The organism is Emticicia sp. W12TSBA100-4 (assembly GCF_040253585.1).
In the GTDB taxonomy this organism is placed as follows: domain Bacteria; phylum Bacteroidota; class Bacteroidia; order Cytophagales; family Spirosomataceae; genus Emticicia.
This window is the reverse complement of the sequence record NZ_JBELAU010000003.1, coordinates 244605-258832: the sequence shown is the minus strand read 5'-3', so window position 1 is coordinate 258832 and position 14228 is coordinate 244605. Positions and strand designations below refer to the sequence as shown.

Annotated in this window: 12 protein-coding genes; 8 read left to right on the top strand and 4 right to left on the bottom strand. The window is 35.4% G+C overall.

Going from position 1 to position 14228, the window contains the following annotated elements:
- Nucleotides 1-187: 187 nt before the first annotated feature.
- From ABR854_RS05015 to hslV, 3 genes are read left to right on the top strand one after another with little or no spacing between them, the layout of a single operon-like run.
- The gene (locus tag ABR854_RS05015; RefSeq protein ID WP_350264271.1) at nucleotides 188-1798 is read left to right on the top strand and encodes a dihydrolipoyl dehydrogenase family protein; all 1611 of its coding nucleotides are present in this window, start codon (nucleotides 188-190) and stop codon (nucleotides 1796-1798) included.
- 23 nt (nucleotides 1799-1821) lie between these two features.
- On the top strand, nucleotides 1822-2367 hold the full coding sequence (locus tag ABR854_RS05010; RefSeq protein WP_350264270.1) for a hypothetical protein: 546 nt from the start codon (nucleotides 1822-1824) through the stop codon (nucleotides 2365-2367).
- A gap of 4 nt (nucleotides 2368-2371) precedes the next feature.
- The gene (gene hslV / locus ABR854_RS05005) at nucleotides 2372-2908 is read left to right on the top strand and encodes an ATP-dependent protease subunit HslV (RefSeq protein ID WP_350264269.1); all 537 of its coding nucleotides are present in this window, start codon (nucleotides 2372-2374) and stop codon (nucleotides 2906-2908) included.
- 46 nt (nucleotides 2909-2954) lie between these two features.
- Here the strand turns inward: hslV and ABR854_RS05000 are convergent, their stop codons facing one another.
- The 3 genes from ABR854_RS05000 to ABR854_RS04990 all read right to left on the bottom strand — a co-directional run bounded on the left by ABR854_RS05000 (nucleotide 2955) and on the right by ABR854_RS04990 (nucleotide 6054).
- On the bottom strand, nucleotides 2955-3338 hold the full coding sequence (locus ABR854_RS05000; protein WP_350264268.1) for a sugar 3,4-ketoisomerase: 384 nt from the start codon (nucleotides 3336-3338) through the stop codon (nucleotides 2955-2957).
- Between the two features lie 107 nt (nucleotides 3339-3445).
- The gene (locus ABR854_RS04995; RefSeq protein ID WP_350264267.1) at nucleotides 3446-5236 is read right to left on the bottom strand and encodes a hypothetical protein; all 1791 of its coding nucleotides are present in this window, start codon (nucleotides 5234-5236) and stop codon (nucleotides 3446-3448) included.
- A 101-nt stretch (nucleotides 5237-5337) separates the two neighbouring features.
- Nucleotides 5338-6054: a glucosamine-6-phosphate deaminase gene (locus ABR854_RS04990; RefSeq protein ID WP_350264266.1), complete on the bottom strand. Its 717-nt coding sequence runs from the start codon at nucleotides 6052-6054 to the stop codon at nucleotides 5338-5340.
- A 182-nt stretch (nucleotides 6055-6236) separates the two neighbouring features.
- Between ABR854_RS04990 and ABR854_RS04985 the strand changes: the two genes are divergently transcribed.
- The 4 genes from ABR854_RS04985 (at nucleotide 6237) to ABR854_RS04970 (ending at nucleotide 12083) form a co-directional block, all read left to right on the top strand.
- On the top strand, nucleotides 6237-8129 hold the full coding sequence (locus ABR854_RS04985; RefSeq protein WP_350264265.1) for a tetratricopeptide repeat-containing sensor histidine kinase: 1893 nt from the start codon (nucleotides 6237-6239) through the stop codon (nucleotides 8127-8129).
- A 64-nt stretch (nucleotides 8130-8193) separates the two neighbouring features.
- The gene (locus ABR854_RS04980; protein WP_350264264.1) at nucleotides 8194-8841 is read left to right on the top strand and encodes a response regulator; all 648 of its coding nucleotides are present in this window, start codon (nucleotides 8194-8196) and stop codon (nucleotides 8839-8841) included.
- Nucleotides 8842-8922: 81 nt separating this feature from the next.
- Nucleotides 8923-10902, top strand: a complete 1980-nt coding sequence (locus tag ABR854_RS04975; protein WP_350264263.1) for a beta strand repeat-containing protein — start codon at nucleotides 8923-8925, stop codon at nucleotides 10900-10902.
- Nucleotides 10903-11360: 458 nt separating this feature from the next.
- Nucleotides 11361-12083, top strand: a complete 723-nt coding sequence (locus ABR854_RS04970; RefSeq protein ID WP_350264262.1) for a hypothetical protein — start codon at nucleotides 11361-11363, stop codon at nucleotides 12081-12083.
- Here the strand turns inward: ABR854_RS04970 and ABR854_RS04965 are convergent.
- Nucleotides 12063-13010 carry a 1-aminocyclopropane-1-carboxylate deaminase/D-cysteine desulfhydrase gene (locus ABR854_RS04965; protein ID WP_350264261.1) on the bottom strand — a complete coding sequence of 316 codons (948 nt, stop codon included), beginning with the start codon at nucleotides 13008-13010 and terminating at the stop codon, nucleotides 12063-12065. The genes ABR854_RS04970 and ABR854_RS04965 overlap by 21 nt on opposite strands.
- A gap of 32 nt (nucleotides 13011-13042) precedes the next feature.
- On the opposite strand from ABR854_RS04965, the gene ABR854_RS04960 reads away from it, so the two are divergent.
- Complete coding sequence (locus ABR854_RS04960) at nucleotides 13043-14083, top strand: RluA family pseudouridine synthase (protein ID WP_350264260.1); 1041 nt, start codon at nucleotides 13043-13045, stop codon at nucleotides 14081-14083.
- The last annotated feature ends 145 nt before the right edge of the window (nucleotides 14084-14228 follow it).

The window sequence follows — 14228 nt, the reverse complement described above, 5'->3', positions numbered from 1 at the left end:
GATAAATTAATAATCATCTATCACAATCATCGGTACTTGGTATTTTTATGATAATTTTTGGATAAAAAACGGCAAAATGAAACTTATTATAAACTTTCTCATTAGTTTTTTAAGGACATCCAAAACTTTGTTATAATTTTGAGGGTTGAATAATGATACTATCCAAAATCTAAGCAAATTTTAAAAAATGGCAGAAGTAATCAGAATGCCCAAGATGAGCGACACCATGACAGAAGGTGTAATTGCGGCATGGAACAAGAAAGTTGGTGACGTTGTAAAATCAGGTGATATTTTGGCAGAAGTCGAAACCGATAAGGCTACCATGGATATGGAGTCATATTACGACGGAACGCTACTTTATATAGGTGTTGAAAAAGGCCAGGCCGTTCCAGTAGATGCTATCATGGCTGTAATTGGTAAACCTGGAGAAGATTTTCAAAGTTTATTGAGTGGAACTCCAACAGCACCAGTTGCAGAGCCTGCACCAGTGGCCGAAGCTACTGCTCCTGTAGCTGCCGCACCAGTAGTTGATACGTCAAATATCAAAGCAAAGGTTGTAACAATGCCACTTTTGAGTGATACCATGACCGAGGGCGTAATTCATACTTGGTTGAAAAAAGTTGGTGATAAAGTAAAATCAGGTGATATTTTAGCAGAAATCGAAACCGATAAAGCTACCATGGAACTTGAAGCTTATGAAGATGGAACTTTATTATATATTGGTGTAGAAGCGGGTAAAGCAGCTAAAGTGAATGCTGTTATTGCAGTTATTGGCGAAGAAGGTGCAAATTACCAAGCACTACTCGGTGCCGCACCAGTTGCGGCAGCTCCAGTAGCAACTCCTGCTGCTGCAGAAGCTCCGAAAGCCTCTTCCTCTGCACAGGTGGCAGCTCCGACAGCAGCACCTGTTCAGTCGGCATCAAATAGTAATGGACGAATTTTAGCTTCACCACTCGCTAAAAAATTAGCCGAAGAAAAAGGTATTAAATTAGCAGACTTAAGTGGTTCTGGAGAAGGTGGTAGAATTGTGAAATCTGATGTTGACAATTTCACACCGAAAGTTCCAGAAGTAAAAGCAGCAACAGCTCAAGTGGCAGCGGTGTCTGGTGTTGAAAGCTATGAAGAAATTGGCTTGACACAAATGCGTAAAGCAATCGCACGCAGCTTGGCAGAATCACAATCGACTGCAGTTGATTTCCAATTAACAATGGAAATCTGCATGGATAAAGCTATTCAGGCTCGTGAAGTAATGAATCAGGCATCTCCTGTTAAGATTTCTTTCAATGATATGGTTTTAAAAGCGTGTGGTGTCGCCCTTAAAAAACATCCAAACGTAAACTCTTCTTGGAGAGAAGACCACATCAGACGCAACGCTCACGTACATATTGGTATGGCAGTGGCCATTGCTGAAGGCTTGGTTGTTCCAGTAATCAGATTTGCTGATACACTCCCACTCTCAGTTTTAGCAGCAACAACAAAAGATTTAGGCGGAAAAGCTAAAAATGGCAAACTTCAACCTAAAGATTGGGAAGGAAATACATTTACAGTAAGTAATTTAGGAATGTTTGGCATCGAGTCATTTACTTCGATTATCAATAATCCTAAAAACGAGTCTTGTATCCTTTCGGTTGGTGGAATCAAAGAAATTGTAGCTGTTAAAAATGGTCAGTTTTACGCAACAAGTGTAATGAAAGTTACACTCACTTGTGATCACCGAGTAGTTGACGGTGCAACGGGTGCTGCGTTCTTGGTAACCTTGAAAGAATTGCTCGAAGAGCCGTACAAATTATTGGTCTAAACTCCCTAAAAGGGTCTGAAATAATGAAAAAGATAAATCCTCCGTATAGTTGGCTAACAATCTCTCTATGGGGGATTTGTTTTATATGTCATTTTAAAACTTTCGCACAAGCAAAAGAAACACCCAAACAACGAATTGCGGCTTTTTATAAGTGGTATGGAAAAACAGATACTATTCCTTTTGAAGGAGATTGCTATGAGGCAGACGGTATAGATGTTACAAAAATTGACACAAAATGTGTTCAAAAATACATCAAGTCGATTGAAACAACTGGCTTATTCTCAAGCATTTACATTAAAGGTTTACAACAAGAATTTGTATCTAAACAATCTGAAATAAAAAAGAAAGGCTTTACAGAAGGAATTGACTACGATAGATATACATTGTCGCAAGACCCTCCAACTGAAAAAGATCTGTTGTTTGCTTTAAATAAGACCTCAACATCAGCCATTAATGGAAATAAAGCCAAAGTTGTTGTAAATTTAAAAAATCCATATAAAGTTACGTACATATATTCTTTAGACTTGGAGAATAATGTTTGGAAATTATCAAAAATTGAATCGAAATAATTAGATGCAAAAAATACACGCAACCACCGTTTTGGGGGTAATTCATAACGGTAAAGTAGCTCTCGGTGCTGATGGACAAGCCACAATGGGCAACACCGTAGCCAAAAGCAATGTTCGAAAAGTTAGAAAACTGTATGGTGGTAAAATACTGGCAGGATTTGCGGGCTCAACTGCCGATGCTTTTACATTAATTGAACGATTTGAAGAAAAACTCAATGCTTTTGGTGGAAATATGAAACGTGCAGCCATAGAGTTAGCAAAAGATTGGAGAACTGACCGTTTTTTGAGAAAATTGGAGGCTATGTTGATTGTTGCAAATGAAGCAGAAATGCTCATTATTTCAGGAACAGGTGATGTACTTGAACCTGACAATCAGATTGCCTCAATTGGCTCTGGTAGTATGTATGCCCAATCGGCAGCGATTGCTTTGAAACGACATGCAGAAAACCTTACTGCTGAGCAAATGGTACAAGAAAGCCTAAATATCGCAGCAGATATTTGCATCTACACCAATCATAACATTATTATTGAAACGCTTTAGGTACAATATCAAAAAAGACGAATCTTCAAGGTTCGTCTTTTTATTTTTATACTATTGCGATCAACTCTTCATATTTTTCATAAATGTAATCTTCCTTCTCATAGAATCTATCTGAAAGTACGAGAAGCACGGAATTTTCAGAAAAATTATACATTGTATGCCAATCTCTTGGTTCAAGTAATAAGCATTGATCTGGTGAGTCAAGAATAAAAGTTTCTTCTTTCTCGCCATTATGCACATAAACTTCACAAGAGCCGCTTACGCAAGTAAGAGCATTGTATGCTAACTTATGTCGATGACCTCCTCGTTCTTGCTTGTGGGCATTATAGATATAAAATATACGCTTAATTCCTTTCTTCAGTACTTTTTCAAATACCGTTAAACTTCCCTTATCTGACAAATATGTTTGGAGCTCCAATAACTTGGCCATGCAACTTTTCTAAAATAATTTTAAAATTTTTAATAAGATCTACTCAAAACCACCTATTCTTTCAAAATTAACAACCTCAACGAATAGAAATATTGCTTAACAAATATTCAATCACAGCCGCACGGAAATTTAATATTTTTCCCCTTTTCAGTATTTGTATATCTAAACCATTCTTTTGGTTTTGGAATAAATACAACTTTTCCCGCACCAGGAAAATATGTTGAATTGGTCGGTTGCCCAATAGCTTCTACAATTTGCTGATACATTTCGCTTGGAATTAAATCCACACAAACATTGATACCAGCAAATTCATTATATTGAAAATATTTCACAAAGTGTTTCAGTTGCTGCTCATCAAATGAGTTGATAATTTTTGTCGCCTTTTTCCATCCCTCTATGTATGAATCATTATCTGGTTTTGCCCAACTCCCAACTCCTACACCAACAAATCCTTTTACCGCAGACTCATGGACATGGCTATAATAACCACCTATTACTTTTTTACCATGAAAACGACTAAGAGCATAGACATTACAAGTTTTCTGAAAAATCGGACATAGATTTTCTCTCAACCCTGTGCCATCTCCTCCCACAATACAAAATGGAAAATCCATAACCGCTTCACCTTTTTGTTTTTTTAAATTTTCAACATATTCAAAAAAATTTTTATCAAACTCATAAGGTTTTCGCTCAAATCGGAAACTATATACTACTGACAGTTCGAGCACAAAAAAGGTTGTAAAGAGAAGTACAAAAACTTTTTTAAAAGGTATTATTTTTAAATCTGTTGGCAGAAAAAAACACGAAAAAATGACGGGTAAAAGCGAAGTGAACCTTGATGGAACACGGTTATAAGCTCCCCAAGGAAAAATCTTCAATGTTGGAATTTTGTTCGGATGATAAAAAGTAGAAATTACCAAAAGTATCAAGAAAGGTAAGAATACCATCCAAAATTGTTTTCGATTACCAAAAAAACCAATAATTCCTAAGCCAAGACAGAACCAGCCTGGGCTTCCCGAACCCATTCCTTCGGGCATATCTTTCAAAATTTCCCTATACGGATTATAAATTGTGTTAATTTTAGGGAAATAGGGAAGAAGAATTCTCAGAGGGTGACTCCAAAAATGCGGTGCGTTGGCGTTATCAAGGTGAAATGATTTAGCTTCAAAATAAATCTGAAAAACGAGCGGCAGATAAAAATATATAATCAACAGAATAGGAAAACTCAACAACAAATACAATAGTGGTGAGGTTTTAAGGTCATTAGACCAACATTGAAAATATGTTTTTATTTGGTTTTCGTTCTTCAGAACTCTTTTCAATAATACAATAATTACACAGATAAGGCTGATAACGAAGCTATTGAGTGCAAATCCACAGATATATCCTAAATTCATTCCAAGTGTAGCCAGCAAAACAAATGCTTTCAAGAAAACCCACTTTAAGGAAATATTTTCACTTTTGATAATTCTTTTAACCAAAATAAAATCAGTAAAAAGACTTAAAATTGCCCAGTGAATGGTACTATGATTGTAATGATGAGGGTATTTATTGAGTGCATAAAAATTAAAAAAGGTAACTACAAAGCCAACAAAAAAAGCTTTGTTTTGTCCAAAATCTTTTTTTACGATAAGATAAGTGCCTAAAAATGAGACAATTAAACTAATAATATAATAGTAGTTTAGCCAAGCACCATGACCAAAATTATTATAAAAAAGTGCAAACCAATAATTACTTTCGAGCGACCAATCAGAAAAAACCTGCGTTGTGCCGAATGGATAAAAAGTTTGATTATGATTAAAAACTAAACTCGGAAAAGGCTTAAAACTTAGATGTTGCGATAAATAATAACCGACATATTCCCATTCGTCCACATCGCCACCGCCCGAAAGAGGCATTGAGAAATTTCTTATAAAAAAAACGCCATATAAAATTGGTAAAAATATAGCAATAGCTATAAATAGCAAGTGTTTGTTTTTTTGGGTCATCAATCTATGCTTTATAATAATTTAGCTGCTGCTTCATCAATCCACACAAATGAATTTTTGTGCAATTTGAATACAGTTGAGGGTAATTCTACACTTGGCTCTTGGTCGATTGTTTGTTTCAAAACCTCAGCTTTACGTTCGCCAGTTGCAATCAGAATCGCCACTTTAGCTTCCAATAGATGTTTCAAACCAATCGTAATTCCCTGTGTAAGTGGTGTATTTTCTTTAAAATATTTCTGACCGATTTGAATCGTCACATCGGCCAGTTCAGAAACATGACAATAATTTTCAAAACTATAGCCAGGTTCATTTAAGCCAATATGGCCATTCACTCCTACTCCAACAATTATCAAATCTGCTCCGCCTTTACTGAACAGTAATTCATCAACTCGTTTACATTCAGAATAAAGGTCGGCAGTCATTGAATCAAAAAACGTATATTGCTTGGGGTTTATACTAAGTGGTTTCAATAGATTTTCTTCAACAATGAATCGACAACTACCTTCACTGGTAGCAGGAATACCGACCCATTCGTCGAGACCAATGATTGTAACTTGCTCAAAATCAGTTGATTTTGCCAATTCTACTATTTTTTTATACGTCAAAACTGGCGTGTCACCCGAAGTTAAAATCAGTGTCGCAGTAGGTTTGGTTTTTACTAAATCAATGATAAACTTAGCTGTATGAGTTGCTAATTGCTCTGGGTTTTGAAAAGTTTGTATTTGCATTTATTAAAATTACATGATTTCTAAGGCTTCAAAGCTATGATTTAATATTTGTTTTTGCAATTTTATTTCATCTCATAAATACCGTATTCTCAATAATTTACTTTTGTTTTTGTAATCACAGATTTCTGCTTTAATTTTCTGCTCATCAAATAGTTATGTCACAATACTAACCTAAAAAGTCGATGAGAACTTTATATTTATTCATTTTATTGCTCTGTTTCACCACCGCTTCGAAAGCCCAAGTACCTACTACTTACGACTCACTGGCAACATTCCTAAAAACAAAACCTAAAGATACACTTTACATTTGGGCATTACGGCCTTACACCTTGAAAGTGATTTATGAAAAGGCTAATTATAAAATGGCCGATTCCCTGAATAGAGTAGTTTTGTCGCTTTCCGAAAAATTGAATTACGGACGAGGCTATTATTTTCATTATTTATTAAAAGGGATTATTCATAATCAAAAATCTGAATATAAACTCGAACTTGCCAATTATGAAAAATGTTTGGAAATGGTTGTGAAACATAAACTCAATCTTTATTTAAAGGAAGCTTCACTTGCCAATATTGCATTAGCTCACAGAAATCTTGGTAATAAAGATAAAGCAATGGAATGGGCTTTAAAAGCCATAGAATTACAGGAAAAAAACAATTTTCCGATAAAGTTTTTAGATGCGGGGCCTTATGGGTTAGTTTCTGGAGTTTTGAAAGCCTATAAAAAACCGCAAGAAGCATTAAAATATACACAAAAAGCCTTAGAAATAGCTATTAAAAAAGCCGATGAGCAAAGTATGGGTATTCAAGAAAATAAAATGGGGAATCTGTACGATGATATGGGCAAAGAAAAAGATGCCCTTGCTCATTATCTTAAAGGGCTTAGCCATGCCAAAAAGGCCAATTATTTATTGTTGCAAACTGATTTACTTTCAAATGTTGGGCGGACTTACGCAAATCTTGGAGAACCAAAAAAAGGAGAACCTTATTTAATTGAAAACGAAAAACTTTGCCGACAATTGGAGTCGCCTGTTGGACTTCAATCTGCTACTGGGATTTTAGGTGAGTATTATATGGAACAAAAAAACTATCCTAAAGCCGAGAAATATTTGGTAGAAGCTTATCAGCTAAATGCAAAAGTTGAAGATTTGGCAGACAAAGAATATAGTACCAACATTTTGGCTGAGTTTTATGCAAAGACTAATAATCATAAAAGAGCATTTGAGTTACTGCAAGAATACAATGCTTTGAAAGATTCAAGTGCAAAAATTGAGTCGGAAGAGCTATCAAGAGATTTATTAGCAAAATACGAAACCGAACAAAAAGAAACCCAAATAAAACTTTTAAACGAAGAAGCTAAAACTGCCAATTGGCAACGAAATGCTCTTTTAGGAGGTACTATTTTAGCAATTTTATTGGCTGTTATTTCAATTGCCTTTCTGAATAATAGAAATAAATTGAAGCGATTGGAAGAAAATCAGAAACTTAGAAACAGAATTTCGGCCGACCTCCACGATGAAATAGGTAGTACACTAAGTAGTATTTCTATTTTATCGGAAATTGTAGCATTTCAACAAAAAAAGGGAGAATTTAAGCCAGAAATCATGCAGCAAGTGAGCAATGATTCGAGAGAAGTGATTGAAAAAATGGATGATATTATTTGGACAATCAACCCCGAAAATGATTCTTTCAACAACCTCGAAACTCGTTTAAAATCATTTGCTATTCCGCTTTTTGAATCGAAAGATATTGATTTTCAGTTCAATTTTTCGGTTGAGTTAGAAAATTTGAGTATTGATATGGGCAAACGCCGTAATATTTACTTAATTCTAAAAGAAGCCATCAATAATTTGGTAAAATATAGCAAGTGTAAAACTGTTGAAATTAATGCTAAAATAAACTATAATAAACTAATTATAAACATCATAGATGATGGCATAGGATTTGATACTGAGGCACAATCAGAAAGAAACGGACAAAAAAACATGAAACGTCGTGCCGAAAAAATTGGGGCAGACTTGGTTGTGCAAAGCGATATAGGCAAAGGCACGAAGGTAAATTTAAGTATCAACACATAAAACCATATATTTATCCGATTGATTCGTAAACATAAAATTATTCACTTTGCTACCCATAACCATTATGCCTGAAACCGTGATAAAAGTAGTATTATACGAAGATAACCTGACGCTTCGCACAAGCCTCACACACTTGCTGCAAAGCTCAGAAGAATTCGATTTCTTGGGAGCGTACGAATCTCCTATCAATATTATTCAGAACTGTCAGAATGAAGGTATTCCTGACGTAATTCTGATGGATGTTGATATGCCACAAATGAATGGTATTGAAGCCACACAACTAATAAAAGAGCATTTCCCAAGTGTAAATATCCTAATTCTGACAGTTTTTGAAGATCGAGATAAACTTTTTAGTGCTTTGCAGGCTGGTGCGAGTGGATATTTACTAAAAAAATCAAAAATCATCGAAATCATTGAAGCTATCCATGAAATCTATCACGGGGGTTCACCCATGACTCCTGCCATTGCCCGTAAGGTCTTGGAGTATTTTGCCCAACCCAAAGCTATTAAAAACGAAGAAAACAACCTTTCGGAGCGTGAACTGGACATTCTAAAATGTCTCGTCAATGGAGATTCATATAAAATGATTGCCTCGAACTGCTATATCAGCATGGGAACTGTTCGTAGCCACATAAATAATATTTACAAAAAACTACACGTAAACTCAAAATCCGAAGCCGTTGTGAAGGCTTTGAAAGACAAATTGGTTTGACAAAACCATATATTTATCCGATTGACGGGTGTTGAATGAATGCAGAAATTTGCATCATAACCAATCAAACTCGTTATATCCATGAAAAAGATTTTTATCCTCTCAGTATTTGCTTTAAATTATGCACTTGGACAATCAATTACTATTAGTCCTACTTCTGGTAATACTGGTAATATAAATATTTCCTCTACAACGGGTGGAATTGCAATTCCAAGAGTGACCGCTACCCAAAAGAGTGCAATTAGTAATCCCACTCAAGGACTTTTGATTTACCAAACAGATAGTCCATCTGGTTTTTGGGTGAACAGAAGTGGTATTCCATCTATCCCAAATTGGTCTTTACTCACTGAGGGCGAAAACCTATGGTCAAGAAATATAGTTAACAATAATAATATATCACCGACCAATACTGGTAATGTAGGCATCGGGACTTCAGTACCTGCCGATAAATTGACAGTCCAAACTGCTTCAAACGCATATGGCATCTCTCACACTGATGGTACAAATACAATTTCTACTTATGTAGGTGGCAATGCTGGCTGGATTGGGACTAAAACCTTAGCTCCACTTTACTTTTATACCAATGGGGGTAGTACACAAATGACACTTACTACATCAGGAAATGTTGGAATCGGTACAAGTTCTCCTTCAAGTCGATTGACTATACAAACACCCACAAACAGTTCAGGTTTAACACATACAAATGGAACTATTGGAATTTCAACCTATGCAACAACCACAACAGGTGGTATAGGAACAACAACAAATCATCCTCTGACACTTTTTTCGAATAATAATATTGGTTCGCCAGCTCTTACAGTTGCAACTGATGGTAATGTTGGAATCGGAAATTCGACCCCAAACGCACCACTAAGCTTTGCTTTAGGAGCTACTCCCAAAATATCGTTAAATGGTACTGCTGACAATGGAATTGGTATTAGTAGTAGTGGTGATGTTAATTTTTATTCGAGTAATAGCTTTATGTTTGGGTCAGGCTCAAATAGTAGTTTCAATAAAGGTGTTGAAATTGATGCAGCAGGATTTATTGGAGTCAATTTAGGTTCAATTTCTCCGAGTGGAAGAGTTGATATGGGTAGTACCGATGGAAACAATCTGGTTTTAAGAAACCTTAATACCCTTGTTAGTTCAAATAATAACAATATGTACTTCAAAAATGGAAATTATTGGACAGGACGAATCAGTGCAATGGGTACATCAACCACCGAGGCTAATTTATCGTTTTTTACGGGGGCAAGTACTTCTTTTTCAGGTTTGACAGAAAGAATGACTATCTTAAATAATGGTAATGTTGGAATAGGAACAACCAATCCAACCAGCAAATTCCAGGTAATTGGAAATGCGACTGTAAACGGAATCACGACACTAAATGGGAATACAACTGTAAGTGGAACAACAACCCTAAATGGGAGTACTACAATAAACGCAAGTATGTCTGTAATCGGTAATACAAGTATGACAGGAGATTTAAAGATTTCTAATGGAACCCAAGGAGTCGGTAAAAATTTAGTGTCTGATGCCACTGGAAATAGTTCATGGCGTAACCCAGCTTATGGTGCAGTAAAAGTGACAAGACCTTCTGGGGGATTCAGTAGCTACCTGACTAATGATTTTAGAGATGGCTCAGCCTATCCATTTAATAATACAACTGAAGATTTGGATGTAAGCAGTAATTGGAATAACACAACGGGTATTTACACAGTGCCTGAGACAGGAGTTTACGAAATATTAGGTGATGCAAATTTATATAGTGATACAGAAAATAACCTGCCCTTATGCTATAAGTCATTCAACTATCAAGTTCAAATTGTTAAAAACGGAACGGTAATTGAAAAATTTATAGGTGGTTATAAGTATGATTGTGCTTCAAACACAGTCTCGTATGATGCAGCAAAAATCATTAGCTTATTAAGTTTAACTGTTGGAGACCAAATTAGCTTTAATTTTACAACCCGTGACTACTACTCAAATTTATACGATGTCTCAAATCCAGCAACAATTTATGTGGCACGTCCTGTGGTTTTTACAATTAAAAAGCTCTAAATAGAGCTTTTAACTTTTACTTTTAAATATGATCTAATTTTATCGAAGGGGTTTTCATAGTTAAAAATACGAGCTACATCAAAACCATATTTTTAAATGATGAACTTTGGTTCATAAGCAACATGCTCTTTATGTCCATGAAAAAGACAACAATTCTCTTATTTGTAATACTTAAAAATTTACATTGGCCCAAAACCCAGTTGAAACTAACCCCGCTGTTACTATCAGAATTATGATCTTATTTGAACAAGCTAAAGAATTTCCCCCAAAAGGTTTATAAGAACTTTTGGGGGATTTTTCATACAATTATATGTTTAATCTCATAATTTAAGTCATCATTTCTCATCACCTTTATTCTGTAATTTCAAAGAAATGTGAATGATATAAGAATTGAGTATAATTCTGTAAAACTTTTTAAAGCAATTTCCCAGACCTTTGTAAAAAAAACATCGGTAATTATGAAAGCATTTTTTAAAATCACTGTTAATTTACTTTGTCTGACAAGCATTCTTTCTTGCAAAACAAAAGAAATTGTTCCGATTCCACCAATTTTAGAGGCTATTACAGTATCAGAAACTACAATTTCATCAACGAGATTTTCGAGTGCCATCATCGATGTCGGCAATCAATATATATCAGATTACGGCTTTGTTTATGCTGAAACAAATGCAATGCCAACTTTGGCTGACTCAAAAATATCGCATGGAGCTATTACGGTGGTGAATGTTGTCCCTTTCAAGTTTTCAGATATAATTCAAGGCTTAAAAACGAGTACAACTTATTATGCAAGAAATTATGCAACTATTGCATCGGAAACAATCTTTGGCCCAACAATAAGCTTCAAAACTGCTGATATCATTCAGCCAACTATAAAAACCGATGCCGTTATTTTAATATTTACCACAACGGCAAAACTCAGAGGGATCGTAGAAGCAAAAGGGACTTTCGATGTCAATGAATATGGTATTTGTTGGTCGGCAAGCAATAATCTACCTACAACGAGCGATTCTAAATCCAGTAAAGAAAAAAATGTAAGTATTTTTCCAACAATTTATAGTGAAGATGCCACCAATCTTATACCAAATACAAGCTACTATTTTCGAGCATTTGTGGTTTCAAATGGCATGACCACTTATGGTAACACACTTACTTTCAAGACATTAGTGAATAAATCCTTGTAATCCACCCGTATGAATCAATATAACTTTAGATTGAGGTTTTATCATTGTTAAAAAATTTTTATAAAATGCAAAAAACATTTTACCCGAATAAATTGGTTCAATTTCAAAATCATGCTCAGCATTAAATTTTGAAACAAAATCAAACAATTCGGGTGTTTTTTTTGCGTATCCTCCATGATGTTCATTCCATAAAATTTCAAGATTAACGTTGACCGGGTTTTGAACCCTGTTAACATTCGAGACTTCAAGCAAATTGTCTATTTCATTCAGTAAATACTGTCCATTTTTCAAGACACAAACGCCTATAACTTTTGTCTTTGGTGTAGTTTTGGCAATTATTCCTGAAATCGTACCTGCCGTCCCTACTGGACAAAAAATATAGTCAGGTGCTTGACCCAACTGCTGGACAATTTCATCTACCATTTCCCCTACTCCACCCAATGCCAGTGGCGATGTTCCTCCCTCTGGAATTAATTTTGAATGACTGAATGTATTACGAGATGCTGGATTTTCTCTCAAAGTTCTATATGCTGTTCTTGAAACAAAATGTAGTTTCATGCCACATTCCGCAGCAAATCTTAGTGTTTCTGATGAATTTTCACTCAATTCATCGCCACGGATAATACCTATGGTTTCAAAACCAAAATATTTTCCTGAAGCTGCCGTTGCATAAATATGATTAGAGTAAGCTCCTCCAAATGTAATAATTTGTCTAACTCCCTGATTTTGAGCATCTAACAAATTGTATTTTAGTTTTCTCCATTTATTTCCTGAAATTTCGGGGTGAATCAAATCATCTCGTTTTACAAAAACATCAATTCCATGTTTTGTAAAGAGAGCGTCGTCTAATTTTTGTAAAGGTGAAGGCAAAGTAAGAATTCGATTAATTTGCTCAGAGAAAACGATGTTTGCAGAAATATCAGCCATTTTATCTTAAATTTGCCGTAAATTTAAGGATAATGATTGAAGTACAAGAAAATATAGAAAACGAAGAAGAAGACGAGTTATTCGAGCATCAACGTATTGTGGTCGATAAAGGTCAAGTTTCGATGCGTCTGGATAAATATTTGCCTCATTTTACCAAAAATATTTCTCGAAATAAAATCCAAAACTCTATTGATGCAGAAGCCATCAAAGTCAATGGCATTACGGTTAAGGCAAGTTACAAAGTAAAAGCTTTCGATGTCATTACATTCTCGCTGCCACGCCCTCCACGTGACCATGAATTGCTCGAAGAAGATATTCCACTAAATATTGTTTATGAAGACGAAGACCTGATGGTTGTCAATAAACCTGCGGGTATGGTGGTGCACCCTGCCGTTGGCAATTGGTCGGGAACGTTGGTGAACGGCTTAGTTTATTACCTTAAAAACCTTCCAACGCATAGAAATGGTGAGATTCGCCCTGGTTTAGTGCATCGGATTGATAAAGATACTTCTGGACTTTTAGTAATTGCCAAAAACGATTTTTCGATGACTTTTCTGGCCAAACAGTTCTCCGACCACTCCATCGAACGCACGTATTATGCCTTAGTTTGGGGAGTTCCGAAAGAAACAACTGGAACTGTTCATAATCATATCGGTCGAAGTCTGAAAAACCGAAAACTGAGCGAAGTATATTTAGATGCTTCTCACGGCAAAGAATCAATTACGCACTACAAGATTCTGAAAGATTTTCGCTATGTTTCGTTGATTCAGTGCAATTTAGAAACTGGGCGAACTCACCAGATTAGGGTTCACATGAAATTTTTGGGGCATACTCTTTTTAGTGATTCCGAATATGGTGGAGATAAAATTTTGAGAGGACAGCAGTTTTCTAATTACAAAAAATTCGTTGAAAATTGCTTCGAAGTAATGCCTCGACAGGCTCTTCATGCAAAAACTCTTGGTTTTGTTCATCCTCGAACCAAAGAATGGATGCAGTTTGATACTGAGCTACCCGATGATTTCAAGAATGTTCTTGAAAAATGGGAGTCTTATATAAATAACGAACGTTCCTAATTAAGTAGATTGACGAATTTAGATTTACGAATGACGAATGTAAGGCATTAACCAACAATTTTTTAAGCCTCACCAAGTTTAAAATAAATTCATCCTTTTACTTTAAATCGAAAATAAAAGACATTTAAAACTTAGTTATCAAAAC

Bases quoted from the DNA above. Each gene is read 5' to 3' on its own strand.
- ABR854_RS05015 (WP_350264271.1), top strand. From the start codon at position 188: ATGGCAGAAGTAATCAGAATGCCCAAGATGAGCGACACCATGACAGAA.
- ABR854_RS05010 (WP_350264270.1), top strand. From the start codon at position 1,822: ATGAAAAAGATAAATCCTCCGTATAGTTGGCTAACAATCTCTCTATGG.
- hslV (WP_350264269.1), top strand. From the start codon at position 2,372: ATGCAAAAAATACACGCAACCACCGTTTTGGGGGTAATTCATAACGGT.
- ABR854_RS05000 (WP_350264268.1), bottom strand. From the start codon at position 3,338: ATGGCCAAGTTATTGGAGCTCCAAACATATTTGTCAGATAAGGGAAGT.
- ABR854_RS04995 (WP_350264267.1), bottom strand. From the start codon at position 5,236: ATGCCTCTTTCGGGCGGTGGCGATGTGGACGAATGGGAATATGTCGGT.
- ABR854_RS04990 (WP_350264266.1), bottom strand. From the start codon at position 6,054: ATGCAAATACAAACTTTTCAAAACCCAGAGCAATTAGCAACTCATACA.
- ABR854_RS04985 (WP_350264265.1), top strand. From the start codon at position 6,237: ATGAGAACTTTATATTTATTCATTTTATTGCTCTGTTTCACCACCGCT.
- ABR854_RS04980 (WP_350264264.1), top strand. From the start codon at position 8,194: ATGCCTGAAACCGTGATAAAAGTAGTATTATACGAAGATAACCTGACG.
- ABR854_RS04975 (WP_350264263.1), top strand. From the start codon at position 8,923: ATGAAAAAGATTTTTATCCTCTCAGTATTTGCTTTAAATTATGCACTT.
- ABR854_RS04970 (WP_350264262.1), top strand. From the start codon at position 11,361: ATGAAAGCATTTTTTAAAATCACTGTTAATTTACTTTGTCTGACAAGC.
- ABR854_RS04965 (WP_350264261.1), bottom strand. From the start codon at position 13,010: ATGGCTGATATTTCTGCAAACATCGTTTTCTCTGAGCAAATTAATCGA.
- ABR854_RS04960 (WP_350264260.1), top strand. From the start codon at position 13,043: ATGATTGAAGTACAAGAAAATATAGAAAACGAAGAAGAAGACGAGTTA.